General features: G+C 47.9%; 25 protein-coding genes. 14 read left to right on the top strand and 11 right to left on the bottom strand.

The window, feature by feature from the left end:
- Positions 1-66 precede the first annotated feature (66 nt).
- The 3 genes from J3A84_RS10710 to J3A84_RS10700 all read left to right on the top strand — a co-directional run bounded on the left by J3A84_RS10710 (position 67) and on the right by J3A84_RS10700 (position 2,392).
- Positions 67-501, top strand: coding sequence for a NusG domain II-containing protein (locus tag J3A84_RS10710; RefSeq protein ID WP_207600030.1), 435 nt, complete (start codon positions 67-69; stop codon positions 499-501).
- Positions 502-1,083: 582 nt separating this feature from the next.
- Positions 1,084-1,659: a helix-turn-helix transcriptional regulator gene (locus tag J3A84_RS10705; protein WP_207600029.1), complete on the top strand. Its 576-nt coding sequence runs from the start codon at positions 1,084-1,086 to the stop codon at positions 1,657-1,659.
- A gap of 79 nt (positions 1,660-1,738) precedes the next feature.
- On the top strand, positions 1,739-2,392 hold the full coding sequence (locus J3A84_RS10700; protein ID WP_207600028.1) for a rhomboid family intramembrane serine protease: 654 nt from the start codon (positions 1,739-1,741) through the stop codon (positions 2,390-2,392).
- A 262-nt stretch (positions 2,393-2,654) separates the two neighbouring features.
- Here the strand turns inward: J3A84_RS10700 and J3A84_RS10695 are convergent, their stop codons facing one another.
- The 4 genes from J3A84_RS10695 to J3A84_RS15410 form a co-directional block, all read right to left on the bottom strand.
- Positions 2,655-2,990, bottom strand: a complete 336-nt coding sequence (locus J3A84_RS10695) for a hypothetical protein (protein WP_207600027.1) — start codon at positions 2,988-2,990, stop codon at positions 2,655-2,657.
- Positions 2,990-4,318, bottom strand: coding sequence for a DUF1576 domain-containing protein (locus J3A84_RS10690; protein ID WP_207600026.1), 1,329 nt, complete (start codon positions 4,316-4,318; stop codon positions 2,990-2,992). Before J3A84_RS10690 ends, J3A84_RS10695 begins: the two co-directional genes overlap by 1 nt.
- Before the next feature lie 123 nt (positions 4,319-4,441).
- Positions 4,442-4,696, bottom strand: a complete 255-nt coding sequence (locus tag J3A84_RS15415; RefSeq protein WP_281069638.1) for an alpha/beta hydrolase fold domain-containing protein — start codon at positions 4,694-4,696, stop codon at positions 4,442-4,444.
- Positions 4,651-5,415 (bottom strand): alpha/beta hydrolase, encoded by a 765-nt coding sequence (locus J3A84_RS15410; protein WP_207600024.1) that lies wholly within the window; start codon positions 5,413-5,415, stop codon positions 4,651-4,653. The genes J3A84_RS15415 and J3A84_RS15410 overlap by 46 nt, the downstream gene beginning before the upstream one ends.
- A 92-nt stretch (positions 5,416-5,507) precedes the next feature.
- Between J3A84_RS15410 and J3A84_RS10675 the strand changes: the two genes are divergently transcribed.
- Positions 5,508-5,810, top strand: a complete 303-nt coding sequence (locus J3A84_RS10675; protein WP_207600023.1) for a YciI family protein — start codon at positions 5,508-5,510, stop codon at positions 5,808-5,810.
- A gap of 156 nt (positions 5,811-5,966) precedes the next feature.
- On the opposite strand, the gene cls is transcribed toward J3A84_RS10675, so the two are convergent.
- The 3 genes from cls to J3A84_RS10660 all read right to left on the bottom strand — a co-directional run bounded on the left by cls (position 5,967) and on the right by J3A84_RS10660 (position 9,769).
- Positions 5,967-7,544, bottom strand: a complete 1,578-nt coding sequence (gene cls / locus J3A84_RS10670; RefSeq protein ID WP_207600022.1) for a cardiolipin synthase — start codon at positions 7,542-7,544, stop codon at positions 5,967-5,969.
- Positions 7,545-7,656: 112 nt separating this feature from the next.
- Positions 7,657-9,042, bottom strand: coding sequence for a sensor histidine kinase (locus J3A84_RS10665; RefSeq protein WP_207600021.1), 1,386 nt, complete (start codon positions 9,040-9,042; stop codon positions 7,657-7,659).
- Positions 9,032-9,769 (bottom strand): response regulator transcription factor, encoded by a 738-nt coding sequence (locus tag J3A84_RS10660; RefSeq protein ID WP_342590963.1) that lies wholly within the window; start codon positions 9,767-9,769, stop codon positions 9,032-9,034. Before J3A84_RS10660 ends, J3A84_RS10665 begins: the two co-directional genes overlap by 11 nt.
- Before the next feature lie 170 nt (positions 9,770-9,939).
- On the opposite strand from J3A84_RS10660, the gene J3A84_RS10655 reads away from it, so the two are divergent.
- Complete coding sequence (locus J3A84_RS10655; protein ID WP_207600020.1) at positions 9,940-10,629, top strand: hypothetical protein; 690 nt, start codon at positions 9,940-9,942, stop codon at positions 10,627-10,629.
- A 222-nt stretch (positions 10,630-10,851) separates the two neighbouring features.
- On the opposite strand, the gene J3A84_RS10650 is transcribed toward J3A84_RS10655, so the two are convergent.
- Entirely contained in the window at positions 10,852-12,207 is a 1,356-nt protein-coding gene (locus tag J3A84_RS10650; RefSeq protein ID WP_207600019.1) for an alpha/beta hydrolase family protein, read from the bottom strand.
- Entirely contained in the window at positions 12,204-12,689 is a 486-nt protein-coding gene (locus J3A84_RS10645) for a lipocalin family protein (RefSeq protein WP_207600018.1), read from the bottom strand. Before J3A84_RS10645 ends, J3A84_RS10650 begins: the two co-directional genes overlap by 4 nt.
- Before the next feature lie 275 nt (positions 12,690-12,964).
- Between J3A84_RS10645 and J3A84_RS10640 the strand changes: the two genes are divergently transcribed.
- From J3A84_RS10640 to J3A84_RS10610, 7 genes are all read left to right on the top strand, one after another.
- A complete protein-coding gene (locus J3A84_RS10640) occupies positions 12,965-13,849 on the top strand; it encodes a hypothetical protein (protein ID WP_207600017.1) in 885 nt (294 codons plus the stop codon).
- Positions 13,846-14,415, top strand: coding sequence for a hypothetical protein (locus J3A84_RS10635; RefSeq protein WP_207600016.1), 570 nt, complete (start codon positions 13,846-13,848; stop codon positions 14,413-14,415). Before J3A84_RS10640 ends, J3A84_RS10635 begins: the two co-directional genes overlap by 4 nt.
- Before the next feature lie 45 nt (positions 14,416-14,460).
- Positions 14,461-14,910: a hypothetical protein gene (locus tag J3A84_RS10630; RefSeq protein WP_207600015.1), complete on the top strand. Its 450-nt coding sequence runs from the start codon at positions 14,461-14,463 to the stop codon at positions 14,908-14,910.
- A gap of 51 nt (positions 14,911-14,961) precedes the next feature.
- Positions 14,962-15,426, top strand: a complete 465-nt coding sequence (locus tag J3A84_RS10625) for a hypothetical protein (protein ID WP_207600014.1) — start codon at positions 14,962-14,964, stop codon at positions 15,424-15,426.
- Between the two features lie 270 nt (positions 15,427-15,696).
- Positions 15,697-16,944, top strand: a complete 1,248-nt coding sequence (locus J3A84_RS10620) for a helix-turn-helix domain-containing protein (protein ID WP_207600013.1) — start codon at positions 15,697-15,699, stop codon at positions 16,942-16,944.
- Between the two features lie 206 nt (positions 16,945-17,150).
- Positions 17,151-18,923 carry a beta-glucuronidase gene (gene uidA, locus J3A84_RS10615; protein WP_207600012.1) on the top strand — a complete coding sequence of 591 codons (1,773 nt, stop codon included), beginning with the start codon at positions 17,151-17,153 and terminating at the stop codon, positions 18,921-18,923.
- A 185-nt stretch (positions 18,924-19,108) separates the two neighbouring features.
- Positions 19,109-20,560 (top strand): MFS transporter, encoded by a 1,452-nt coding sequence (locus tag J3A84_RS10610; RefSeq protein ID WP_207600011.1) that lies wholly within the window; start codon positions 19,109-19,111, stop codon positions 20,558-20,560.
- Positions 20,561-20,687: 127 nt separating this feature from the next.
- Here J3A84_RS10610 and J3A84_RS10605 read toward each other — a convergent pair whose 3' ends face one another.
- Entirely contained in the window at positions 20,688-21,134 is a 447-nt protein-coding gene (locus J3A84_RS10605) for a pyridoxamine 5'-phosphate oxidase family protein (protein ID WP_207600010.1), read from the bottom strand.
- A gap of 312 nt (positions 21,135-21,446) precedes the next feature.
- On the opposite strand from J3A84_RS10605, the gene J3A84_RS10600 reads away from it, so the two are divergent.
- Positions 21,447-22,499 carry a zinc-binding dehydrogenase gene (locus tag J3A84_RS10600; RefSeq protein ID WP_207600009.1) on the top strand — a complete coding sequence of 351 codons (1,053 nt, stop codon included), beginning with the start codon at positions 21,447-21,449 and terminating at the stop codon, positions 22,497-22,499.
- Positions 22,500-22,619: 120 nt separating this feature from the next.
- Here J3A84_RS10600 and J3A84_RS10595 read toward each other — a convergent pair whose 3' ends face one another.
- Positions 22,620-24,458 carry a BCCT family transporter gene (locus J3A84_RS10595; protein WP_207600008.1) on the bottom strand — a complete coding sequence of 613 codons (1,839 nt, stop codon included), beginning with the start codon at positions 24,456-24,458 and terminating at the stop codon, positions 22,620-22,622.
- A gap of 357 nt (positions 24,459-24,815) precedes the next feature.
- On the opposite strand from J3A84_RS10595, the gene J3A84_RS10590 reads away from it, so the two are divergent.
- A partial coding sequence (locus tag J3A84_RS10590; protein WP_207600007.1) for a UPF0236 family transposase-like protein occupies positions 24,816-25,131 on the top strand: 316 nt, incomplete at its 3' end.

The following is a 25,131-nucleotide window of genomic DNA, read 5'->3' as shown; positions in this document are numbered from 1 at the left end:
TCAGAAGGGATGAGAGGAGACGCGTTCTGTCGTACTTCTTTTCATAGAACATCATGGGAGGCCAATATGATGAGAAAACTTCACGGGAGTGGAAAAGCACTCCAAGCAAAAAAGTGGGATGTAATCATCCTGTTCTCACTGATCCTGATCAGTTTTGTTCCTGCACTTCTGTTTCATTTTAACACTTCTACAGGTGGCGGGGAAAAGCGCATCATCGTGGAGAAGGATGGCAGAGAAATCTTCAGTCATAGCCTGGAGGAGAAAGGGCAGAAGTATGTAGCCTTTCCCTTTGAACACAATGGGAAAACATTTGAGGGCAATCTGGAAATCAAAGACGGATCTGTGATGCTGCACAGACTTCCGGAAGAAATTGTTCCTCTATCCATTCATGAGGATATGGGCTGGATCAGCAAGTCCTATGAAATCATTGTGGCACTGCCCATTAAGCTGGTCATAAAGATAGCGGATGATGTGTATAATGAGATTGATGTCTCCACCTGATGAAAAAGCTCAGGACTTCGGACTCACAATAATTTCAGGATTTCCTGATGAATCAACCCCGTAATCCATGGATGAAAAGTGGATTACGGGGTTTGTGTGTTTATATTCAGCTCGAAACTCGGGAAGGGCAAGCTCGATTTTGGTTAAACCCTGCAGTGTGGGAAGGTTTTTCTTCCAGTTCTGATTATTGATATGGTATACTTTGCATATCTAATATTCGTCTGATCTCCTGATGAAAGGTAAAAGGCGATGAACAGCCTGCTGGTGATGACCTTAAGTCGCCATAGAATAGGCCAGACTATGGTGAAGACAGGTAGAATTGCGAAATCACTTTCAGATGATCTGTTCCACGGGAAGACTTCTCTGAAGAGAAGGACTTCTTCAAGGTAGAGCGCAATGTCGTTTTTGATACTTTTTGATCAGGATCTGAAATCCCTGCAAGAACTGTGACAGCAAGATCCTAAGCACCTGTCAAAAACCGTTGACAAAGAAAAAAAGGGCAAATATAGAGCATGTAAAAGACTTTTGATGGCTGAATCTCATGAATTTGAGTAGAGTGGATGATGAAAGGAGGAGGAGTAAATGGAACTCGGAAAACAGATCAGGAAATACCGCAACGAAATGTCCTTATCTCAGGATGCACTTGCTGAGAAAGTTTTTGTATCCAGACAGACCATATCCAACTGGGAGAATGACAAAAGTTATCCCGATGTGAACAGTCTAATACTTCTGAGTGAAGTCTTCGAAACCTCCATCGACAAACTAATCAAAGGAGACATCGAAATTATGAAGAAAAAGATTCAGAAAGAAGATCAGAAGAACTTCGAAAAACTTAGTAATGTATTTGGGATACTGCTTGCTCTAGTGATCCTATCACCCGTGGCGCTTGTCCATTACCTGGGCGATGTGGGTATCGTCATCTGGGTGGTTTTGGCGGGGATCACATTCTATGTTGCAGTGAAAGTGGAAAAAAAGAAAAAGGAGTTTGATATCCAGACCTATCGTGAGATCATCGCATTCACCCAGGGAACAGGCTTGGATAACATATCAAAAGCAAGGGAAGAGGGGAAAAGACTGTATCAGAAAATCCTGCTGGCTTTAGGAGCAGGTCTAATGACGCTGATTATTGCAGGTATTTCTGCAGTGCTTCTGAAATGAAAAACGAAGGAAAGTTTTGCAGAGGTTTTAAAGAAGAAATGCAGAAGCTGCAGATGCGCTGTGAACTGGAGGGTGCGGAATGAGACTTAGAAAATATCTGCTGAATAATCGGGCTGTGGTGACATTGGTTCTGATCAATCTTGTCATTTATATCCTATTGAAAGCGTTTCCTGGCCTATCTGGCGTATTTCTCCTTGATCCGGATCTGTCCATGGTCATGGAGAAACCCTGGACTGTAGTGACGGTGTTTTTTTCTCATGAAATTCTTATTCATGTTCTGCTGAACATGATGCTGGTCCTTGTTTTTGGGACACAACTGTTTAGGGAGACCAATGCGAAAGTCATTTATATTATCTATATTCTATGTGGCTTGATTGGCAGCTGGGCGATTTTCGGGTATGCCTCTTTTGTGGAGTATACTGGTGGACCTATTGCTGGAGCTTCTGCGGCAGCCTTAGGTATTGTAGCCGCCTATGCAGCGCTTCAGCCTGATGCAATCATCTTGAAATCCAAATCCAAACACTGGCTCCTTGCTTTATTCATTGTGAATGCGGTTCTGACCATCCAGAATCCATCAGTTTCAGTTGGCGGACCTGCTCATGCAGCTGGTATTGCAGCAGGATTCATCACGGGCAGACTACTGAGAAAAGAGAAGTCATTGAAGAATATTGGTCAGAGCGGACTAGATGAGGACAGCAGGATAGAGGATGTGAGGAAGTCCGTTTCGGAATGAATCCATTTAAACCGGCGCATACCTGATGTGGCATCATAGGATGGATGGTTGCGGGGACCCTTTCCAACGGCTTTGTGGAAACATTGCCAGCGGGGGAGGGTCTTTTTTCTGCGGATGAATTAAAGGATTCTGCAATAAGCTAACAGGGAGTTTGGAGGATTTCCTCCGTTTGACCATGCACAAAAGAAAGGAAACAGAGGGATCTTCATGCATCCTTCTGTTTCCTTTCTCTGTATAGTGTTCATCAGGAGAAAACTGTATATCAGTAACTTCTTTTCACGTTCACTGTGAGCACTCCGTCTTCATAGACTACGCTGCCGCTGTCCACAAGAGAACCCAGGAGCCGCAGTTCCTGGCGTTTTCCAGTGGCCCCCAGAAGGCTCCAGTAATATTCCTCATATTCCTGCTTAATTGGTTCATTGAGCAGATTCTCCAGATGCTGATGATCTTTTGGGGGCATCTTTGTGGTTCCGGAGACCGTGATATCCATTTTCTCCTCATCAGCAAAGAACTTAATGTCCATATGGGCGATTTCATGATGAATGAAATAACCGATGACTTCCTCTAGTATTTTGACGGATCTGATTCTGTTCTGCATTATTTTTCATCCTCCCAGGTATTTGTGTTGATATTCAGGGAATCAAAGATGGGGACCAGTATGGCAGCCACAAATCCACCTGAGAATCCGTTGTTGTAGAGATTCATGCCTCCATGCAGATAACCCACATTCATCACCACGGCCATATGGAGAAATCCTGCAAGGATTCCTGGAAGTATGCCGTAGGCACCGGCGATGGGTGCCAGGGTCGTGGCGAAGAGTGCTGCGAGAAGAGAACCGATGGAGGAGACTTCCCACATGAAGAGGAGATTGGCAAGGTAGATGCCGACCATCACCGGCACTACGTTCTTCACATGCTTACCGAAGGCGCCGAAGCCCACCACCGTGAAGATCCCGCCGAGGATGGGGCCGTTCAGCGTTCCGCCTGTCAGGATCACATACCCGGTGGATAGAAATCCCAGAAGTCCCATGTTGATGAGGGTCACGGGAAATCCGTCTGATGCCACAAAGTCGGATACCAGGCGTCCGGGGTGGGCGAAGAGATGACCAAGTCCCTTTCCGATATCCTGACAGGTTTCGAATCCGTAGAGGATCATGGAAAGAAACAGGATGGTGAGATAGATCGCAAGCCCCTGCATATGCCCTTCCAGAAGAATAGCTGTGGGAGGGTTGTTCAGGTCTAGTCCCCGCAGAAGACTCATGAAGAGCAGTCCCACGATGCCCGAGGTGAATCCGATGTTGTAGAGGTTATACCCCTGATGGAACCGGATGAAGTGACTGGCCAGAGGGGGCAGGATGAATCCGGCCGTGATACCAGCCAGGATGCCCAGAAGGATGCCTGCAGGTTGCGTCAGGGCGAACCCGAAGGAAATCTGGCTGACCAGTGGTCCCAGAGCCGTTCCGAAGAAGGCGGGAAGAATGAATTTTCCGAAGGGTTCCTTCTGAACCTTGGCATAGAGAAGAACACCCGTCATGATGGGCCATATGTTGTATAGATTCTTTCCGAAGAAGGCAAAGCCCCCGATGGTGAAGACCGCTGCGATGAGGGGACCACTGACGGAAGTGTTGCTTCTCATGGCGATGAAGATGGAAAGAAGCATGAGGATCCCGCTGTTCACAAAAGCAGAACCGATACTTCCCACTGCCATATAGTCTGTCAGGAGAATGCTTGACGAAATGAGAATTCTGCCAAGACCCTCCAGAATTTCTCCAGGGCTGTTGAAGAAAAATCCTGTGACGAGAGTCAAAGCGGATACGAAGATGAGGTAAGTGATTCTCTTCTTCTCGGAGATCTGAGGCAGGTCCTGTCGTATGCCCGGATGTTTCATAGAACCCGGAGTACGGATGAATGACGATAATAACGGCAAAGGGATTCCTCCTTTTCTGGCTGAAAGTTTTTTTCAGTATACCAGAAAGGGGTATATCGGAAAAGAAAAAAATGTCCAAGGAACGCATTATTCACACAATGGAAATATCCTGCTCTTCTGTCTTCAATCCTGGGGCGTCCTGTAGTGGTCCACCGCATAGCGAAATCCCTCCAGGAAAAAGGTTGTGGCTTCTTCACTTATTTTCGCTCTGGGACAGATGATATCAAAACCATGGTAGCATCCCGGATAGACCCTGAAGTCTACGGCAGCACCGGCTTTTCTGAGATTCTCCATATAGGAGATGGTTTCATCTATGAAGGGTTCCAGATCGCCTACAAAGGACAGTGCAGGTGGAAGAAGCGAATACTCTTTCGCCAGCGAAGGCGCTGCGTAAACAGGAACTCTTTTCCGTGAAGGGAGCCCAGGTAGAGCTTCCAGGAAAAGGAATTGGTCTTCTGGTTCCAGATGGGTGCATTGTTGTCTCTGGCGGATTCGGTGGTTCCCGAAGGGTCGATCATGGGATAGAGGATCATCTGAAAGGCGATGCGCACGTCACCTTTATCCCTTGCATAAAGGGTAAGGGCTGCAGCAAGACCGCCTCCGGCGCTTTCCCCTCCTACCATGAGCTGATCCTTCCGGATACCGAGCTCTTTGGCCTGGTTCTTCATATAACAAAGGGCCAGGTAGGCATCATTCAGAGCGGCGGGATAGGGCGCTTCTATCGAGAGGCGGTAATCGGGAGCGATGATGACACAAGGCCTGGTATTCATGAGTTTTCTATAGGTGCCGGCGCTCTGCTCCGGAATCCCCATGGCATAGCCTCCGCCATGAAGCCACAGCACACCGGGGACAGGGCTATCCTGCTTCTCCAAGGGCTCATAGATGCATAGCCGAAGCCTGCTTCCATCCTGGCGAGGGATCCATTCTTCTCTCATCCTAAGACCTTTCTTTCCTCTTCCTTTCAGAAAAGAGAGGAACCTTCCAGAACGCTTCATGAAGCGGAGAAAACCCGCTTCGCTTCTGCTTCTCATGAAAAGATCAAGGAGATGGCCTCGTCTTCTCAGCTGGGGATCGATCATTTCTCTGGTCACTTTCATGGGAGCCTCTCCTTTTCCTAGTCCGATGAGGGCGGTTCTTACTTCAGATGATATACTAGAAAGAAAGCGAAAACAATCGGAGGAAGCGAAAGATGAGAGAATATATCTACGTACTGAAACTGAAGCAGGCGTATCATGATGAAAAGAGCTGGACTAAGGTGCACCATAAAATCATAGAGGAACATTTCATGAGACTGAAGAAGCACTGCGAGGAAGGGCTTGTGGTCACAGCTGGAAAGACAGATGCTGTCGATGAGAAAGGATTCGGCATCGTAGTCTTCCTGGCGGAAAACGATGAAGAAGCGGAGGTATTCATGAAGGAGGACCCGGCAGTTCTAAAGGGAATGATGACAGCGGAAGTCTTTCCCTACAGAACCGCGCTGCTGAAGAAGTAAGGGTTGAGGCAAAAAAGAAAAGACGTCCATGAAATTTCCCTTGGTCATGAGTCAAGTGGAAACAACATGGGCGTCTTTGAGATGAATAGAACAGATTCATTCAACGTGGATGGGGATAGTAGATGGTTGCTTCTTTGAAAAAGCCGATCTGCCTTTCTAAAGAAGAGGGGCAATGGCTTTCAATATGATGCCGGTGACCTTTCGGGTGAGCTTTTCATTTTTCATGGTTAATCTTGTGACCATCCGGCACTTTGGCAGAAGCTTCAGAAAATCCTCTTCCATTTCACCGATGCAGTCCACACCATACATGTAGGTGGCGCATTCAAAATGGTGATACAGACTGCGATAATCCAGGTTGATCGTGCCCACGACGGCTTCTTTATGGTCCGCCACGAAGCTTTTGGCGTGGACAAAACCGGGGGTGTATTCATAGAGCCGGACACCGGCATCGATGAGTGCTCCGTAGTGCGTAAAGGCCAGAGCATAGGGCGTGAACTTGTCAGGGATTCCCGGCAGAATGATGCGGACATCCACCCCGCGCTTTGCAGCAAACATCAGGGCGTTTTCAAGTTCTCCGTCCAGAATGAGATAGGGCGTCATGATGTAGACATATTTCTGTGCCCGATTCAGGATATCGATGTAGACCTGTTCGCCTACTTTCTCACCATCCAGCGGCAGATCTCCGTAAGGAAGGACAAAACCTTTCGCATCTTTCCTGGGATTTGTGGGGAAGGCCAGGAAATAGTCAAATTCCTTCGTCTTCTCTTTCAGGGACCACATCTGCAGAAACATCAGGGTGAAATTTCTGACAGCATCTCCCTGCAGCATGATGGCGGTATCTTTCCAGTGTCCATACTTCTCGTATTCGTTGATGTATTCATCAGCCAGATTGATGCCACCATTAAAGGCGGTGTGACCATCGATGACCAGAATTTTTCTGTGATCCCGATTATTGTAATGAGTGGAGACAAAGGGGGTGATGGGCGCAAAAACTCTGCACTGGATGCCCAGTTCCTCCAGGCGCTTGGGATAATCACTGGGCAGAGTGGAGAACTCGCAGGTGCCATCGTACAGGACACGCACATCAATTCCCTCAGCTGCTTTTCTGGCCAGTACTTCCAGGATCTGACCCCACATTTTCCCTTCACTGATAATGAAATATTCCAGAAAAATGAAGTGCTTGGCCTGCTCCAGCTGAAAAAGCACTTCTTTGAACTTATCCTCTCCAAGAGGGAAGTAGCTTACTTCTGTGTTGCCGTGAACCGGGTAGCAGCCGCTTCGCGCGATGTATCTGGACAGGGAGGCAGCACCTGGACTGGCGAAGTGGAGATCATCCGCGGTTTTTCTGTTCTGAGGGATTATATTTCTCGTCTCCTCAACGGACTTTGAAGTTCTGGATTTCAGCGTGCGATGGCCGATGTCTCTTTGCGTATACAGATAAAAGAGAGCACCGAAAATCGGCAGCAGCATGATGATGATCAGCCAGGTGATCTTTCCGGTGGGATCCAGACGAGAATTCAGAAGGTATAAGACCATGAGCAGTGTAAAAAGGAACGTACCACCATAGATCTCAGGCAGGAAATTTTCAAACCATCTGAACAGGCTGAACAGCAGAAAGAGCTGAAGCAGGAAAAGGACCAGGATGATGCCTAGTCTACTGAAAATCGTTGATAAAATTCCTTTTCGACCCTGTTCCACCAGCATAATGCCCATACCTTCGTTTTCGTTTATCATAATATCACCTTCTTTTGCATGAATTAGTATCGTACTTCTAGATTACCACATTATCTGATTCAGTATAGAGTCCTCTGATAATAGAAGGTGACTCCAAAGAAATAATGTGCATTCATTTCTTCAGTTTCAGTATGATTCTCAGTCCTCCCTGAGGGCTGTTTCGCACATCAATGCTTCCTTCATGGGCTAGGATGATGTCCTTTGCGATGGCCAATCCAAGGCCGCTTCCTTCACTTGTTTTCTTTGTGTGCGTTCCACGGTAGTATCGTGTGAATAGTCTGGGCAGCTCGTCCGGATCCACGCCTATGCCATCATCCTCTATGGACAGGGTTACCCAGTCGGGATCATCAGCGTCCAGATGGACCAGAACGGACACAGGATTCTCGTTGTGCACAATGGCGTTGTGGATCAGGTTCAGCATCACTCTCTTGAACAGTCTACGGTCCAATGACAGATGGACTTCATCTGCTGTATGGGTGAAGGATAGATCCAGTTCATTGAACTTCGTGTTGAGCACATCAATGAGAATGGTCTTTATTTCGGTAATCAGATCCACGGACTCTAAATGAAGGGGTAGCTGATGATGCTTCAGTCGCATGGCGAGATTCAGATCGTTCAGAAGATTTTCGATGTAGGTCCCTTTTTCCAGGATGATGGTTCTGTATTTTTCTCGCTCTTCGGCGCTCAGAAGGTATTCCGGATCGCCCAGGAGTTCTCCGTACCCGATGATGGAGGTTAAGGGGGTCTTGATGTCATGGGACAGGTTAGAGATCCACTCTTCTCTGGTGACCTCTGCAAGAGCCCTTTCCTGATGGGAGGTTTCAAGCTGTGAGGAAAGGGTGTTCAAGGCGTTTTCCACGGTGTCGAAAAGGCCTTTTCCGGATTTTTTTGTCTCATAGTGGCCTTCTGACAATCGGATGATGCGATCCCCTATGAGGTTCACGGGCCGACTGATCCGGAGTGCATAGATGTAGCTGATGAAAAGGAGCAGAAAGAGATTCATGCCGACAAGCCAGATGGGATTATAGGCTAGCTCCACCAGATCCACGTTGTAGGTGTACTGCTTTCTGCTGACCGCATCCGGATCCATGAACAGTAGAAGGGTGTAGTCTCTGCCATCGATGTGCTGTGCACTGATGAAAGCGGTTGTGGATGGACTCTCATAGAGGCGGATCAGCTCTTCAGGGCTATAGGTATCCTGGGTGTCTCTGAAATGGTTGTTTAGCTGGATAACCTCCTTCAGCTCCTGGTCGATGAGCTGAAATCCGATTCCTTCGTTTTCGAGATAGATAGCCAGCTCTGGATCCGCAACGATTTCAGAGGAGGCGCCCGCATAGATACCTTCAGCAATTCGCTCCATATAGGGATCGGGACTGAAATGGTAAAGCTCCTCATTCTGGTAGATGGAGTTACTCATATACAGCACGTTGATCAGCACAAGAATAAACGCGGCGATGAAGAAGGAAACGGCATAATGAATCATGATTCTACGCTTCATACTTCCTCCGATCCAGGACGAATTTATAGCCCAGGCCGATGACGGTCTGAATCCACTTTGGCTCCGAAGGGTCTTCTTCAATCTTCAGACGGATTTTTCTGATGTGCACGGAGATGGTATTGTCGAATCCGATGAAATCTTCCTGCCATACATCCCGGCAGATCATTTCCTTGCTGAGGATGCGATTGGGATTTTCAATGAAATAGAGCAAAAGCTTCAGTTCCTTGGCTGTGAAATCAAGCAGCTGACCGTTCTTCCAGACCTCTCCGGCATCCGGGTCTACGCACAGGTCTCCGAAACAGTGTTTTTCTTTTCTCTGCGGTTCATGTTCCGCAATGGGATGGGCACTGAGATGTTTCAGTCTTGCTTTGACACGGTAGGCAACCTCTTTTGGACTGAAGGGTTTTGTGATGTAGTCTTCAGCCCCTAGGGCAAAGCCCAAGAGGCGGTCCATTTCCTCATCTTTTGCGGAGATGAACAGAATCAGCGTGGGCTTTATTTTCTGGAAGGCACCAAACAGTTCAAACCCGTCGCCATCTGGAAGCATAATGTCCAGAAGCACCAGATCCGGATGAATTCTTTCAAATGTATCCAGGCCGCTCTGGGCCGTGGATGCTGTAAAAACATGCTCAAATCCTTCTCGCTTTAAAACGGCTGATATAAGGGCGGCGATTTCCTCTTCATCATCAATGATGAGGATTACGGGGTGTTCTTTTCTCTGCATCATCATTTCACTCCTTGTGGTTTTCCTGTAATTCCATCATACCCTTTTTTCATCCCCTCCAAGCAGAAATATGGAGATTTAAGATGGATTTATGACAGGCGTAACGTGAGCTTCACCCGACGGTAGTATACTGATGCTGTTATCACAAAAGTATACCTACGAAGGAGAACACCATGCAGGCTATTATGGAACCGATTTTTCATGTCAGTTATCTGTCCAGCGTAATCATCATTGGAATGATCATGCTCACAAAGTCGAGAAAGAACCCCTATTTCAGGTGGTTTGGCATCATGGCGGTCACCTTAGGCTTTGGGGATGCGTTTCATCTGATTCCAAGAATCATAGCACTTTGGACCACAGGCTTTGAAAGCCATGCGATTTCACTGGGGTTCGGCAAGTTCGTCACCTCCGTCACCATGACGATTTTTTATCTGATTCTCTACAAGCTCTGGAAAATCAGATATGAGGTCAGGAATGCACATAGACTGGATATCGGCATGTGGAGTCTTGCCACACTCCGGGTCGCTCTTTGCTTCTTTCCTCAGAATCAGTGGTTTGTCTATAACCCACCCGTCTCATGGGGGATCTACCGTAATATTCCATTTGCCATCATGGGGATCATCATGATCATACTGTATTACAGAAAAGGGAAAGAACGAAAGGATACGGAAGCACTGAAGATCAGTGCGGCAATTGTCCTGTCCTTCGGGTTCTACATTCCCGTGGTGCTCTGGGCACAGGTGAATATGCTCATCGGTATGCTGATGATTCCCAAGACACTGGCCTATCTCTGGATTGTGTTTATCGGCTATGCAGAGTTCAGGAAAGAAGTTAAGCCGGAGGCCCAGAAAATTGCATCCTGACCGCACAAGTGATGCCGTTTTCTTCTGGCTTTCATGCTGGAGGATTCCTGTGCAAGAGATGCAGAAACAGAAACTGCACTTGACATAGAATCAGTCGAAGTAAAGAAAACACCTCCGCCTTGCAGGAAAACCTGCGCGGAGGTGTTTTTCTTACATCAGTTCAAGCTGTTGTAAGGGGGCGCTCTGAAACGGATACTGCCTGATCTGTCTCATGCTTCACCATCACTGGATGCCCACGGGGACAAGTCCCTCATGGGTTTCCATGATCTCCTCCAGATCCAGAGACTCCAGTCCGCTCTGATTTCTGAGACTGGCATCGAAGAATTCCAGTAGAAGCTTCTTCTGGAGAGAAATACCTTCTCTTCCACCCAACTCTCCGGAGAATCCGACGTACTTTGCAAGTGGCGAATACATGTAGGCCATGGAAAAGTCCACATGGTTGGTCTTGTTCATCTGGAGAAAGGTGCCTTCCTCCGAGGCAGAAAGCAGCATGCCCAGTGCGGTATTGTTGGGTCCCTGGCTCCACTGCTCGCTTCGGATGAAGAGGGCAGGAATATCAAGCCCCTGGCTCAGCACTTCCTTGTCCAGAGGATTCACCCAGGCATCCAGGCCCAGCAGGGCTCTGATGCGGGCATCCTTAAGGGCTGCATGGACATCACCGCCACCGCCGGTGGAGTGTCCCATGACCCCGATGGAGGAAAGATCCATTCGATCCTTCAGGAAGTCATCCTCCCTGTTCTTCTTCTCCAGGTCATTGAGTACGCTGATGACATCTTCCCCGTAGGTTGTCACAAGGAGCTGGGAAGATTCTGCAAAGCCCTCTTCGCCATAGCTTCCTGGAAGGGCATCAGGATTGAGATAAGCCACGGTTTCGTCAGGCAGTCTTACCGCCTGGGACCCGTAGGTATGGTCGATGGAGACAGCGATGAATCCGTTTGAAGCCAGCTCTTCCGCAAAGTCTGTATGAAGTTCTCGAAACCCCTGCCATCCGTGGGAGATGATGACGACGGGATAGGGTTCTCTTTCATCACGAAGTGGGGCGCTCAGGTAGGAATTAGACTTTATGTCTGCGGTGTGGTCCAGCATGAAGAAGGGAAAGCGAAAGCTTCTTGCCAGCTGCCGGGTGAGGACGGTGCCTTCCGTGATCCACCGGGCTTTCTCATACCCTTTCGTCTCTTCTGCAGGATACCAGATCTGATACTTGATTCTTCTAGAATCACCCTCTGCTTCCGTGTAGTGTTCCGCTCTGGAAGGGTCCTCCAGATCGTAGACTCGGGTTCCGATGGCAAAAGGGCCGGTGGGAAGAGGAAGAGTATCCTTAGGGAAAGCGAGGAGAGACAATGCGGATAGGACGAGGAGAGCGAGAGCTGCGCCTAGTATCCATCTTCCCCCTCGTGCGCCGATTTCAAGACCTCTCAGGTGATATAATGCGGAAAGAATGAAGTATAGGGCCAGGACCAGGTAGAAGGGATACAGCTGCCATCTGGGCTTCATGAAGAGAAGCTGCATCGCAAGAATGAGCATCAGAAGCGGACCTATGACTTTTGATTTTTCCAGGAGCATCGTCAGCGTATTCATGATGCACCCTGCCCTTCCTGGTTCGTCTTTCTGATGTTCTCCACGGCGAAACCGTGGCGTTTCAGAAAGCGAAGGATGTCCAGAAGATCTTCTTTTCTCATCTGAGGTGTTCTGGACAGAATCCACAGGCTGCTTTTCTTCTCCCCCATGACCACTGCATATCTGTAGTCTGAAGCCAGTTTGATGACGTTATAGTCTCCTTTGAAAGGCCAGAAGAACTGCACAAAGAGGCCGCCGGTGCACGTTTTGTCCCTTGGCCAGGCTTTTCCCCGGATCCCCCTCTTCTTTCCATTCTTATAGCCTTTGTTTTCCACTAGAATCTTACCGCCTTTCCCCGGGCGATAGGTTGCCGTGACATGAGTAAGGCCCGTTTGTCCTCTGGCTGGAAGTTTTCCGATTTCATACCAGAGGCCCTGATATTTCTGAAGATCCAGGCTGCACAGCAGAGGGATCGTATTGAGATTCTGTATTTTTCTCTTCACTGATTTCACCTTCCTTGAATAGTAAACGGATAACGGAAGTGTATAGGATATTTTCTTCATGGTACCACAAAATCATGGCGAGGAAATGAAATGTTGAAGAATGATTTTATTCTGTGTTACAAAGGGTTTTGCATTGCAGTATACAGAGATCCATATTATAATTCCACTATAGTATAAATAATGAAAAAGAGTAGTTGAATAAGCAAAAAATATAGAAATTCAGATTCAATAGGAAACTAAATATAGTGTTTCATACTGGGAAAGGCATGGGAGAGATGGAGAAGAACAATAGAATTTTCAAAGGCATACTGGTCATGGCTCTGATACTGATTCTGGCAGGGTCGGGGAGTGTATATTATTTCAGGTTGGATGCGCCTGTTTTCTTTCCGCATTACTATGATCTCAGGGTCCAGCGTGATGACATGTATGCGGAGAATCTTGTGCTGAAGTATGTGACCAATGCCTATGATACAAGAGAGGTGACAGCTGCTCAGTTCGTGGAGATGCCGGAAGTTACGCTCTACGCATCGGAAAGGGAGGAGGCGATCTTTTCGTGGGAATCTCAGGAGAAGGGTGTGCCTGGTGAAATCCATGGAAGATACAGCGTCCGAAAGGTATACGTGAGAAACCTCTTCATTCCGGAAGAGGTCCAGGTGGATGGAAAGATCATCCGAAACCTGAAGGTGCAGTTTGACGACGGAAGTGAAATGACGGTGGATATCGGAGAACTGCATCTGTATGAGCCTCAGAAGAATGGGGGAGAAAGTCCCTATGAACATGTCTCTTCTTCCGGATCCTCCGATGGCACTTCTCTGACGGTCTACAGAATGCTGGAGGAGCTGACCCTTGCTGAGGTAAAGAGTCCTCTTGCGGATAAGCTGAAGGGTCGTCTGGACTGGAGAATCGATGAGAAATTTCCAGAGGAAGCCGTGGGTCATGTTTATGGAGAAAGAAGCATCCTCAATGTATCCTCTGAAGTTCTGCCTGGAGAGGATGTCATGGAAGCCTATGCGGTTTTTGATGTCCAACCGCAGCTTACCTTCACGGACGGGGAAGGAAAGCCCTTTACCCAGAGATTCTACAATATGAGAAGCCAGGCGGAAAACTACAGCTTTTCCGGACTACGGGCGTTCATCCGAGAAAGGGGGGAGAAGAGATGAGCAAGGGATACAGAAAAATATTCTGGGGTACGATTCTTGTGAGCTTTCTTTCCCCTGGGGGCAGCATCTCCCTGGTCTTTGTACTGATCGGATGGGCCATACTGACATCTGGTATCGGTGCCCTTGCTGAACACTCAGCCTCGGGCAGATTTAAAAGACTGGAGAAAATCGCCATTGCGGCAGCAGCAGTATCCCTTGTCGCTGGTGTCTTATATGAGCTGCTGCGCATGAGCTTTCCGCCGATCGTCTATTATCCTATTGTGGTGATGACCGTCGAGCTCATCCTCTTTCATGGAATCTTTGCCGCGTCTTACGAGCATTTCAGTGGCATGGAGGACGCAGACACTGCCAGGATGATTCAAGAAAAAGACCGAAGCTATATGGTTCTTATGGGCACTACGCTGGTCGTTCTTTCCGTCTTCTATACATTCAATCACTCTGTCACAGGGATTCTTGGATTTTTTGCATCGCTCACTTCTAAAATCTATCTCCTCGGCAGCATGCATGAGCTGAAGAGGGCATGTGAAGAGGAGGAAAGCATTGAAGAAGAGCAGCCGACAGCGTAGTGACAGGACGTGCATTCCAGATAAATCATCAGGGAGGAAGAACTTTTGAAGAAGAAAAATAGCATTCTAGTCAGCATAGCCATCATCATCATTGTCATCATGGGGGGCTATGCACTTTATCCTCATTCTCTGGAGGACGTGGTTTCTTCTGAGGAGCGTCTGTATGTGCTTCATCATTTTCATGATGTGGAGGACGGTGAGCCTATACTGGAATTCAAGGAATATGAATTTGAGAAGGGATCGGAGGAAGCTGTGAAGATCAGAGAAATCCTCGGAGGATATACCTATCACAGAGGACTTCGGATCCTTTCCTGGGAGAATGATTTAGGCATCAGTGGGGAAGGTCACTTCCTTCAGCTTCTTTCCGGCAGCAATGCTCTTTCCTCAGGCGGTACAGGAGAAATCTTGCTGAATAGCAGAATCTACTCTGTGGATTATTGGGGAAGAAAGAATAACAGAGCGCTTCTTAAGGAGATTCTTGATGTGCTTAAGTAAGAATACAGAGGCAGGGTGTATCCCTGCTGTAAAAAAGGAGCTGGAGGGCGTATGAATAGGAAAGTTGAGTATATACTGATCGCACTGATTCTCATGGGCGTGACCTACTGGATCCTCTCAGCAGTACCGTTCAAGACGGACGTGGAAAAGCGGATTCCTGTAAGGATTTATGAAGACGGGGAGCATGTCATGGATTCAGAAGTGCTGATAGAAGGAGAAATCGGGAAATATCTCTTTTCAGGCAGGCAGCATTTCACTGGAAAGTTTCATCTGCTGGAGCTGCCGGAAGAAGCCACAGACAGCTACATCACCTGGATGGTGAACTCAGACATTCAGAAGATCCAGTCCATTTCCGCACCCCGAGGGGAGACGATCAGCATGGACAGATGGATGTTCATCGATAAGGAGATGGATTCCTTTGTGTTCTATTTTGAGGATGGACAGAAAATGGCAACCACATCCGGAGAACTCATGGAGTGGTTCAAGGAGAACTACAGATTCAGCAGGGAGTCCTAGACAGGAGGTCCCTTGCGTGCAGAGTATGGAAACGGTGCACAGGCCATGATGCAGAAGAGAAGAAAATTCAGATAGATACGGGAAAGTAGGACCTGGAAACATCAGCCGATACACCGGCTGCGGCTTCCAGGTCCTTTTCTGCGTATTGGGATAAAGCTTTCCTGAAGATGAAATCCCAAGAGCCTCTTGTGAAATCAATGAGAAGCGACTATTATAAAGAAATATAAATGCACTGAATACAACGCGCAGATAGAAGGAGGCGTTCAGCCTATGACTGAGTCCAGCAAGCCCGGAAGGAGGGAAGATGTGATGTATGATATGGAGGAGCTGTATGACGTATGTACGTCACTGGGAAAGAGCATGGGTATAGAGTTTGCTCTGATTGATGAGAAGGGGAAAGCGAAGTTTCGCATGGCCATACGAAAAGATGTGACGCTGTTCAAGTATCGGAGTCAGTATAAAGAGCAGATCATAGAGGAACTTGAGGGGACAAAAGAGAATGCCGTGCTTGTTTTCACGGACAATCTGGGGGCGCAGTATCTGGCTGTGGCCACCTGGGCGGAAAGCAGACCGTACTACCTTATAGGTGGACCGTTTCTGTCCATGCTGATCACCCGGGAGAAACAGAGTGCGATCATGGAAGAAAATCAGATTCCACTGCAGGATCAGCGGTTTCTTTTCGAGGCTATACAAACCATGAAGGTCCTCAATCAGGAAGAATGCGCATCGGTGGCGAAAATCATGCTGTGGATACTAAGAAAGAAGCATCTAACGGCGGATCTGATCTACAGAAAGAGCAGACAGGTGAACTATGAACTAGAACGGCCAAGAGAAATCGAAGAATCTTTTACCATCATCGATGAAAGGTACCGCATGCAGAATGAGATGATGTACTTTGTATCCATCGGAGATTCGGAAACAGCCAAGAAGATGGGCGGAAAGACGGTCTATGATTTCAGCTACCGCGTTCCGGGAGACCCGATGCGGGCTATAAAGAATCAGTATCTTACGTTCAACACGGTGCTCAGAATCGCCCTGGAGCGGGTAGGTGTAGCGCCGCTGTCGCTCCATCAGCTCTCAGACAACATGGCCATCCTCATTGAAAGAACCAGCAGTATGGATCAGCTGTTGTCCATGGGCAACAGGCTCATCGATGAATACAGCTCTCTGGCAAGAAAGCATCATAGCCGAGGGCTGACCAGAAATATTCATAATGCCCAGCGATACATCGAGAATCATCTGGCTGAGAAGATTCATCTGGATGAGATTGCAGAAGAGATTGGAGTCAGTGCATCCCATTTGTCCAGGCAGTTCCGGAAGGAGACAGGAAAAACCCTGACGCAGTTCATCCAGTCCAGAAGGGTGGAGAAAGCGAAATCCCTGCTGCGTCTCAATCAGTCCAGTATCACCGAGGTGTCAGTGAAATGCGGATTTGATGAACTGAATTATTTTTCGAAAGTCTTCAGGAAGCATACGGGATGTACACCGATGGAATACCAGAAGCTGCATAAATGCTAGTTGAAGTAAGACCAGGAGCCCCTTGGAGCAGAATTTTTTTCTGAGGGTGCTCCTGTTTTTTCAGGAGAGTTAGATTCAGTGTGGAAAAAAATTGAAAAAAGAACAAAATAATACTATAAGTGCAAAAATAGTATAAACGGGAATCGTTATCATATCTTATAATCAGTTCAGTTAACTAGAGTATGTAGAAAGTGAGGAATCAGTTTATGCTATATCCTATCTCAACCCAGACAAGAACCGTCATGGATCTTTCCGGTATATGGAAGTTTTCTCTGACGGAAAACCATGATCCCAGGACCCCCCTGTCATCGGAAGAGGTCATGGCGGTACCGGGTTCTTATAATGAACAGGGTGTCCTTCGAAGAATCAGAAATCACGTAGGTTCCGTATGGTATGAAAAGGAGTTCGAGGTGCTGCATGCACTACAGAAGGAGCGCCTTGTGCTTCGCTTCGGCAGTGCGACCCATCAGGCCAAGGTCTATGTCAATGGCCAGCTTGTCATGGAACATAAAGGCGGATTCATGCCCTTTGAAGCGGAGATCAATGACTTTCTTCAGCCAGGGAAGAACAGGGTCACCGTCGAGGTGAACAACATTCTGGATTATACGACACTGCCTGTGGGAAACTACTCGGAGAAAGACGGAGTGAAGAAAAACGCACCGAACTTTGATTTCTTCAATTATGCGGGTATTCACAGACCGGTGAAAATCTATACCACACCGAAGAGCTATGTGGAAGACATCACCATCACCTATGAGGTGAAGGGAGAGAATGCACAGGTGCACTTCAAAGAAACCGTCCAGGGAGACCATGACCGCGTAAGATTCGTGGTAAGAGATGAAGAAGGCGCTGTGGTCTGCGACACCTATGAGAAGAGCGCTGTGATTTCAGAGGTGAAGCTGTGGAATCCACTGGCGGCCTACCTTTATGAAGTGGAAATCCATGTGGAGAAAAACGGAGAGACAGTGGACCTTTACAGGGAGTCCTTCGGTATAAGAACGGTGGAAGTGAAGGACAATCAGTTCCTGATCAACGGAAAGCCTTTCTACTTCAAAGGTTTCGGCAAGCACGAAGACTTCTTCGTCAATGGGAGAGGCCTCAATGAAGCGTTGAACGTGACGGATCTCAATCTGATGAAATGGCTGGGAGCCAATTCCTTCAGAACAGCTCATTATCCTTATTCCGAAGAGATGATGAGACTCTGCGACAGACAGGGCATTGTAGTCATCGATGAGACGCCTGCGGTGGGCATCATGCATGGATTCAACTTTGCACTCTTTGGTGGAGATGGAGAGAAGAAAAACACCTATGAAGTCATGGATACGAGAGAAGCCCATGAACAGGTTCTGAGAGAGCTGATTGCGCGAGATAAGAATCTGGCCTGTGTGGTCATGTGGTCTGTAGCCAATGAAGCGGCTACACAGGAAGAAGGAGCCGATGCGTATTTCGCGCCGCTCATCCAGCTGACAAGAGACCTGGACCCTCAGAAAAGACCTGTGACCATGGTCCTCATCATGATGTCCATGCCTCATAATGACCTGGTATCCAAATACCTGGATGTCATCTGTCTCAACCGGTACTATGGCTGGTACATCAACACAGGAGAGCTGGAAGAGGCCAAATCGGCACTGCGCAAGGAGCTTTCGGACTGGAAAACAGCCTATCCGGATACACCAGTGATGTTCACAGAGTATGGAGCAGATACCGTGGCGGGATTCCATGCGGTGGATGACATTCCCTTTACGGAGGAGTATCAGGTCAGATATCTTCAGGCCAATCATGAGGTCTTCGACGAGTTTGATCATGTGATCGGGGAACAGATGTGGAACTTTGCGGATTTTGAAACGTCTGTGGGCATCATCCGGGTACAGGGGAACAAGAAAGGACTCTTCACCAGGCAGAGGCAGCCGAAGATGGCAGCCCATACCGTAAGAGAAAGATGGATGAAGATTCCGGATTTTGAGTATAAGAAGAGATAGAACATGAATTCTGACACCATAGCAGAAGAGGCGGCAGCTTGCCCTGTCTCCTCTCTGCATGATGGTTCAGTAAAGATACACCGTTTCGCTTCCAGTCGGCATCAGGTTTATAGTGTGTTATCCTATTTTCAATATTTTTTATCATTGAAGTAAACGTTTTAATCATATATATCGGGAGGAAATCAATGGAAACCAGAAACCAGGTCATATACAACAGATCCTCAAATCTTCAGATCGGACTTTTTGTTTTAAATAATACCGCAACGAATCTCTACATGTTCTTCATGATGTTTGTATCCTACTATGCCACAGGTGTGGCGGGACTGCTTGTTGTGGCTGTCACAAGCATCATGACCGCCATGAGAATCTTTGACGGATTCACGGATCCCCTCATCGGCTTCATCATCGACAAGACGGAGTCTAAAATCGGTAAATTCAGGCCCTACATGGTCCTTGGAAACATCATTCTGGCCGTCAGCGTAATACTTCTTCATACCACAACCCATCTTGTGCCTCAGAACATGAGACTGCTCTATTTCATCCTGATCTATTCCCTATACATCATCGGCTATACATTCCAGACAGCCTGCACCAAGGCGGCGCAGACGGTGCTGACCAATGATCCGAAGCAGAGACCTCTGTTCACACTCTTTGATGGAATTTTCAACACCGTTGTTTTTGTGAGTGGACAGTTCCTGGTATCAGGGGTTCTGGTTCCGAAACACGGAGGATTCACGGAAGGATTCTTTACGGAAATGATGATCGGCGTTATTTCCATCTCTGCCCTCTTCACCGCTTTATCGGTACTTTCCATCTGGAAAAAGGATGTGAAGGAAAACTGGGGTGTTCCCTCTGATGTGCAGATCCGACTGAGAGACTACTGGCCCATCATCAAGGGCAACAGACCTCTTCAGATGCTGATTGTTTCCGCTTCCACGGATAAGCTGGCGGCCACCGTAAGACAGAACTCCGTTACCGTCATCATGCTCTATGGCATACTTCTCGGAAACTATGCGCTATCTGGTACCCTGGGGCTCATCATGACACCGCTCACCATCCTTCTGACCTTTGTGGGAATCGGCTATGCCAGAAGGCTGGGTCAGAAAAAGGCTTACGTCACTTCAACCTGGATTTCGGTGGCCCTGAGCGTGCTGCTCATCCTGTTCTTTGTGACAGCGGATCTTACGACCATTTCCCTGTCCAATCTGAATCTGGCGACCCTGATCTTCATTGCACTCATGGTCCTTCAAGGGGGCGCCATGTCCATTGGTACGAATATTGTCATCCCGATGATTGCTGACTGTTCCGACTATCAGACCTATAAGACCGGTCAGTATATTCCTGGGATGATGGGCACCATATTCTCCTTTGTGGACAAGCTGATTTCAGCCTTCAGTGCCAGTATAGTAGGCGTCATGGTGGCTTTCATCGGATTCAGAGACCAGCTGCCCACTGCGGAAACACCTGTCAGCAGACCGCTGTTCTGGATGACCTTGTTCTTCTTTGTAGGCATTCCAGTGCTGGGCTGGCTGGCATCTCTAGTATCCATGAAGTACTATGATCTGGATGGAAAGAAGATGGAGGAAATCCAGCAGGCCATTCACGATATGAAAACAGCAGTGGAACCTACTGCATAAACATAATACGCAAAAAACTGTCCGCTTCAAAAAAAAGCGGACAGTTTTTTTTCGGAAATTAGAAAAATCAGCTGCTTTGACGTTCTGAAAGCAGCTGATTTAAGGGGTAGCAGATAGAAATGGTTTCTTACCTGTCCTCCAGAAGGCTCACATATCTGGCATCGCTTACGCCATCCAGATAGAGGAAGTTTGTGATGTCCACCTGCACGATGCAGGAGTCATCCATTTCCGTAAGCGCCCGAAGACTGGGATGCTTTTGGACCAGTTTTTCGATGATCTCCAGTGACCAGTCTCTGTCCCTGATGATGCTGGCATGACCGTAGACGGTCAGAGCTTTCACCTGGGGCTGCTTCTCGGTGATCTTCTCTCTGGTGTCAATAAGAAGGCTCACTTCCGGATTCTCCACGATACTTGCATATTTCGTGCTTCCTTTCAGTGTGACCATATAGAGCTTTTGTGCATCCTCGTCCGTCATGTAGAGCATCAGAGAACTGTTGGTCCTCTGATCCTTGCAGGTGGACAGCACGCAGAAGTTGTTTTCCTTCACCATGGCTTTGCATAGACTGATATTCATGATACACCCTCCATTCTCAGTATTCTTTTTCTCAGTATAGCATGCAGATGTCCGGTGACAGGTGGTCTAAAAGAATATTTCCTGAAACTTTATGATCTCTTCACTCCTTGTGATCGAACCGATTTGATGAGAAGAAGGTTCTTTAGAAAGAAGAAGGGTCTTTCGGCTGAGAGAATCGTTGAAGTCCCAAGCAAACAATCCTGAAAGTTGATTTTCAGCTGATTTTGCAATATAGTGTGAGCATAAAAGAAGAATGAAAGTCTTCGTCAGGGATCATAATGATTCTAGTCGTACCGAAAGGAGAAGATGAAAATGAAAGCAGTACAGGTTACAGGGTATGGAGACATAGATAAACTTCACGTGGTTCATATCGAGAAGCCACATCCTAAGGAGAATGAGGTGCTGATCAAGGTCAAGGCCTGCGGGATCAATAATACGGAAATCTGGATGAGAGAAGGTGCCTACGGAGCGGATAAGGAATCCGGTTGGAGGCCCGAAGGTGTGCAGTTTCCGAGGATTCCCGGTTCGGACATAACCGGCACAGTGGTGGAAGTAGGGGAAAATGTGGATAAAAGCATCCTGGGTAGGAATGTTGTGGTGTTTCCCTTCACCTCTTCAGGAGAGGAAGGAACGGAGCACTACGCAGAGGACATGTCCTTCATCGGATCGGAATATGACGGCGGATATGCAGAGTATGTGGCCTGGCCGGAAAGTCTATGCTTTCCCATGCCGCTGGAAGACTTCAGTCAGAGCGCCGTGTTTTCCGTCAGTGGGCTCACCGCCTGGCATATGGTGGAGCAGATCAGACCGAAGAAGGAAGAGACCATTCTCGTCACTGGCGCCAATGGAGGCGTAGGGTCCATGAACGTGCAGATCGCATCGAAGATCCATGGGGCAAAGGTAATTGCTCTAGTGGGAGACCCGAGTCTGAGAGACCGGATGAAGGAGCTGGGTGCTAGCCATGTGCTTTCCTATAAATCAGCGCATCTTGCAGAAGAAATTCTGGAGCTGAATGGAGGCCCTGTGGATTCCGTGCTGGATGTGGTGGGAGATGCCTTGTTCAAGACCGTCATCAAGGTTCTGAAAAAAGGAGGAAAGCTCTGCATCTCAGGGTCCATCGGCGGACAGACCACCCATGTGGATTTAAGAGACATCTATCTCAAGCACATCACCATTTACGGTTCGGTGCTGGGCACCAGGAAAGAGTTCAAGGACATGCTGGATGCTGTTGCGAAAGGAAAGCTGAAGCCCATCATCGATAAGACCTTCCCCCTGGAGAAGGCTGCAGAAGCCCAGACCTATTTCAAGCAGTCGGGTAAGCTGGGGAAGATCGTGCTGCTGCCGGAAGAGGAAAGCGAAGCGTAGGGCATACGATTTTTTCTCCTCAGTTTTCTCTATCCGTCCTGCAGTAGAGGAAATAAAGGCAAGTATTTTAAAACTCCTGATCCAAGGGCGGATCAGGAGTTTTTCAGTTTCTGTCAGAGATTATTTCGGTTCATCATCCTTTTCAGGTTCCTCAGGCGCTTCCTTCTGCTCCTCCTTATTGACCAGTGCATGGTCCTGCACCACGGTATTGATGACCTCGTTGATGATGTGGTCTTCCCGGACCTCCCGCACTTTTCTTCTAACGATTTCCTCCACTTCGAATTCCTGCTTCAGACCTTCTCGGAGGGAGTAGATCATGAGCATGAGAATGATGGCGAAGGGAAGGCCCGTGATGACGGACGCTGTCTGAAGGGCTGTGAGGCCACCTCCGATGAGAAGGGTTGCGGCTACGACGCCTTCCATGACAGCCCAGAATACTCTCTGAGGAACAGGAGAGTCCAGTTTTCCTCCGGAAGTCAGGTGATCCACCACCAGGGATCCGGAATCGGAGGAGGTGACAAAGAAGACGGTGACAAGGATGATGCCGATGACGGAAAGAATGCTTGCCAGGGGCAGTGCATCCAGCATGGCGAAGAGGGCCAGGGACTCATCGATCTTCACAGCCTCGACGATCTTTGCCAGACCGTTTGACTCCAGGAAGATGGAGGTTCCTCCGAACACGGACATCCATAAGAAGGACAGGAGGGAAGGGATCAGCATGACGCCAAGGATGAATTCCCGGACGGTTCTGCCCTTGGAGATTCTGGCGATGAACATTCCCACAAAAGGCGACCAGGAGATCCACCATGCCCAGTAGAAGATGGTCCATCCACCCTGCCAGTTGGTGTTTCTGAAGGTCTCGGTCCACATGCTCATTTCAATGAAATTGGACAGATAGTAGCCCAGATTCTGTGTGAATCCGCTCAGAATATAGACCGTGGGACCAGCTATCATGATGAAGATGAGAAATACGCCAGCCAGAATCATATTGATCTCACTGAGACGCTTGACGCCTCCGTCCAGTCCCAGGACAACGGAGATGGTGGCCAGGGCTGTGATGCCGATGATAAGCCCCACCTGAACAGGCACACTGATGGTGATGCCGAAGAGATGGTTCAGGCCTGCATTGACCTGGGACACACCCAGTCCTAAAGAGGTGGCAAGTCCTGTAAGGGTGGCCATGACGGAAAGCACATCGATGAGATTGCCCCAGAATCCGTAGATTTTGTTTCCGATGATGGGATAGAAAATGGAACGGATAGTCAGAGGCAGTCCACGGTTATAAGCAAAGAAGGCCAGGGACAAGCCGACGATGGCATAAATAGCCCAGGGGTGGATGCCCCAATGGAAGAAAGTGGTGGCCATGGCAGCCTGGGCAGCTTCCGCTGAACCTGCAGCCATTTCTCCGAACATAGGGGAGGGGGAATTCAGGTGCGAGACGGGTTCTGCGACGCTCCAGAAGAGAAGTCCGATGCCCATGCCGGCGCTTAGAAGCATGGCATACCAGGCGAACTTGGTGAATTCCGGTTCCGCTTCCGCGCCACCGATCTTCAGATTCCCGTAGCGTCCGAATGCGAAAAGAAACGCGGCGACTACGAAGATGTTGGCTGCTGTGATGAAGAACCATCCTGCATTTTTTGTGATGCCAGCCAGAAGGTTTTCGAAGAGACTCTCTGCATTACTGGGGAAAATCAGGGTTCCTGCAATAAAGATGACCAGCAGAACAACGGAAATGATGGTTACCTGAGGATGAATGTCAAATCCGAATCCTGCCCAGTTGTTTTCACCGGGTTCCTGCCGGTCTGCCTCGTCAAAGAGGGAAACGGTGGGGCGGATCTGGAGTCCCTTGAAGGGCTTTCTGTTCTTGATGGCTTTGATTCGGGCTTCCCTTTCCGCTTTTTTCAGTCTTTTGGCCAGCAGCTTTTTTCTGGCCAGTTCTTTTTTCTGATCCTCGTTCATGATAATGATCTCCTTCTTTGGTAAATATAGTAAATGAATGAATAACAATGTGGAATGATGAAAATGGGTTGATTGCTGTCTCAGAAACAGTGAATTTATGACCTCATTATACCATCCTTCAGTGAAACTGAAGTTGGCAGTCTTGTCTATTGTAAAAACTAATAGAAAAAAATGCAATGAAAAACGGGGATTAACAATTAAAATGGGAGAAAACATGTAAAAAAGAGCGTTATTTTGATGAATCTCATGAATTTCCTTAGTGTAGAATATTTGTTGGATGAATAGAAAAAGAGAATAGCTCAAACCGTGTTATGATAAAAATACGACCTAATAACACAACCGGAAGGAGCTACCCTCATGAACATTATAACCGAGCTGAACAGGAAAATCACTAGCCACATGTCAATATGTCTGGAAAAGGCAGTAGAAGAAAGGACAGGACTGACAGGAATGGTGGAATCTACTCTTGCCCTTGTGCGAGAAATGGGAAGAGAAATGATTGAAGATATGATCCGTACTGCTGAGGAGTCTCTCCTAAACAGCAAGGAAAGATCAATGGAGTGGGTTGTACAGAGCAGAAATAGGGAGAAGACTGTTTCCACACTTCTGGGAGATATCTGCTATCAGAGGACTTACTACAAGAACAGAGAAAGCGGGGCCTTCAGGCACCTGA

This window comes from Proteiniclasticum aestuarii (assembly GCF_017368455.1).
GTDB lineage: Bacteria > Bacillota > Clostridia > Clostridiales > Clostridiaceae > Proteiniclasticum > Proteiniclasticum aestuarii.
The sequence above is the reverse complement of the archived record's forward strand: the minus strand, read 5'-3'. Positions and strand labels throughout refer to the sequence as shown.

Coding starts and splice junctions, on each gene's coding strand:
- J3A84_RS10710 (WP_207600030.1), top strand. CDS start 67: ATGATGAGAAAACTTCACGGGAGTGGAAAAGCACTCCAAGCAAAAAAG.
- J3A84_RS10705 (WP_207600029.1), top strand. CDS start 1,084: ATGGAACTCGGAAAACAGATCAGGAAATACCGCAACGAAATGTCCTTA.
- J3A84_RS10700 (WP_207600028.1), top strand. CDS start 1,739: ATGAGACTTAGAAAATATCTGCTGAATAATCGGGCTGTGGTGACATTG.
- J3A84_RS10695 (WP_207600027.1), bottom strand. CDS start 2,990: ATGCAGAACAGAATCAGATCCGTCAAAATACTAGAGGAAGTCATCGGT.
- J3A84_RS15410 (WP_207600024.1), bottom strand. CDS start 5,415: ATGAAAGTGACCAGAGAAATGATCGATCCCCAGCTGAGAAGACGAGGC.
- J3A84_RS10675 (WP_207600023.1), top strand. CDS start 5,508: ATGAGAGAATATATCTACGTACTGAAACTGAAGCAGGCGTATCATGAT.
- cls (WP_207600022.1), bottom strand. CDS start 7,544: ATGATAAACGAAAACGAAGGTATGGGCATTATGCTGGTGGAACAGGGT.
- J3A84_RS10665 (WP_207600021.1), bottom strand. CDS start 9,042: ATGAAGCGTAGAATCATGATTCATTATGCCGTTTCCTTCTTCATCGCC.
- J3A84_RS10660 (WP_342590963.1), bottom strand. CDS start 9,769: ATGATGCAGAGAAAAGAACACCCCGTAATCCTCATCATTGATGATGAA.
- J3A84_RS10655 (WP_207600020.1), top strand. CDS start 9,940: ATGCAGGCTATTATGGAACCGATTTTTCATGTCAGTTATCTGTCCAGC.
- J3A84_RS10650 (WP_207600019.1), bottom strand. CDS start 12,207: ATGAATACGCTGACGATGCTCCTGGAAAAATCAAAAGTCATAGGTCCG.
- J3A84_RS10640 (WP_207600017.1), top strand. CDS start 12,965: ATGGAGAAGAACAATAGAATTTTCAAAGGCATACTGGTCATGGCTCTG.
- J3A84_RS10635 (WP_207600016.1), top strand. CDS start 13,846: ATGAGCAAGGGATACAGAAAAATATTCTGGGGTACGATTCTTGTGAGC.
- J3A84_RS10625 (WP_207600014.1), top strand. CDS start 14,962: ATGAATAGGAAAGTTGAGTATATACTGATCGCACTGATTCTCATGGGC.
- J3A84_RS10620 (WP_207600013.1), top strand. CDS start 15,697: ATGACTGAGTCCAGCAAGCCCGGAAGGAGGGAAGATGTGATGTATGAT.
- uidA (WP_207600012.1), top strand. CDS start 17,151: ATGCTATATCCTATCTCAACCCAGACAAGAACCGTCATGGATCTTTCC.
- J3A84_RS10610 (WP_207600011.1), top strand. CDS start 19,109: ATGGAAACCAGAAACCAGGTCATATACAACAGATCCTCAAATCTTCAG.
- J3A84_RS10605 (WP_207600010.1), bottom strand. CDS start 21,134: ATGAATATCAGTCTATGCAAAGCCATGGTGAAGGAAAACAACTTCTGC.
- J3A84_RS10600 (WP_207600009.1), top strand. CDS start 21,447: ATGAAAGCAGTACAGGTTACAGGGTATGGAGACATAGATAAACTTCAC.
- J3A84_RS10595 (WP_207600008.1), bottom strand. CDS start 24,458: ATGAACGAGGATCAGAAAAAAGAACTGGCCAGAAAAAAGCTGCTGGCC.